Genomic DNA, 1,152 nt, shown 5'->3' with positions numbered 1-1,152 from the left:
AAGAGAGGGAGGGGAGAAGAAAGGAGAGGAGAAGGGGGGGGGAAGGGGAAAGAGGGAGGAAGGAAGAAGGGGGGAAGAAGAGGGGAAGAAAGGGAAAAGGGAAAGGGAAGAAGGAAGGGAAGAGGGGGGGGGAAAGGCGGAGAGAGTAATCCTTAAAGATTCAGACGGCCTCTTGAACCATGTGGCCGGAGTGGGCAATCAAATGGCGCGTGTAGTCGCTGCTTGGATTGGCAAACACGTTTTCGCATTCGCCTTCCTCAACGACTTTGCCGTCTTTCAACACCATCACGCGGTGGGAAATGGCGCGGATGACGGCGAGGTCGTGGCTGATGATGATGAAGGCGAGGCCGTATTCTTTTTGCAGGCTGCTGAGCAATTCAAGGATTTGTTGTTGCCATTGGACATCAAGCGCGCTGGTTGGTTCATCCAATACGAGGATTTTTGGGCGGACAATGATGGCGCGGGCGATGGCGAGGCGTTGGCGCTGGCCGCCGGAGAATGCGTGCGGATAGCGTTCGAGTGCGTCTTCGGGCAGGCCGACTTGTTTGAGGACTTCCTCGACGCGGCGGCGCATTTCTTCGTGCGGCATTTCAGGTTCGTGTACGCGTAAGGCCTCGGAAACGGTATCGAAGACGTTCATGCGCGGATTGAATGCGCCGAACGGGTCTTGGAACACCATTTGGATTTCGCGTCTCAATTCGCGTTTCCATGGCTCGCCGTTGACAATCAGGCTGCCTTCGGAATCGATAAGGTGCATAACGGCTTTCGCCAGCGTGGTTTTGCCGCAACCGCTTTCGCCAATGATGCCCAATGTCTCCCCCGATTTGAGATCGAAAGAAATGGGGTTGAGGATGGTTTTGTCGCGTTTTTTAAACCAGCCGTCTGATTCTTTGATGGAAAAGGCGATTTGTTCGGCCTTAAGGACGGTGGCCGGGTTTGCAGGTAAAGGAGCCACTTTGCGCATTGTGCCGGCGTTGAGCAGCATTTTGGTGTATTCGTGCTGCGGATTGGCGAAGACTTCGGCTGCTTTGCCGGTTTCAAGAATACGGCCGTTACGCATAACGGCGACATCATCGGCAAAACGGCGTACAAGGTTCAAGTCGTGCGTAATGTAGAGCATGGTCATGCCGTGGTCTTCTTGCAGGCGTGAGA

The 1,152-nt window shown here is 54.7% G+C and carries 1 protein-coding gene; it reads right to left on the bottom strand.

Translation table 11 applies throughout. The annotated features are described in order from the left end of the window. Positions 1–160: 160 nt before the first annotated feature. A partial coding sequence (locus ACTHUR_RS11575) for an ATP-binding cassette domain-containing protein (RefSeq protein WP_440398666.1) occupies positions 161–1,152 on the bottom strand: 992 nt, incomplete at its 5' end.

This window comes from Neisseria sp. P0021.S007 (genome assembly GCF_051956855.1).
The sequence above is the reverse complement of the archived record's forward strand: the minus strand, read 5'-3'. Positions and strand labels throughout refer to the sequence as shown.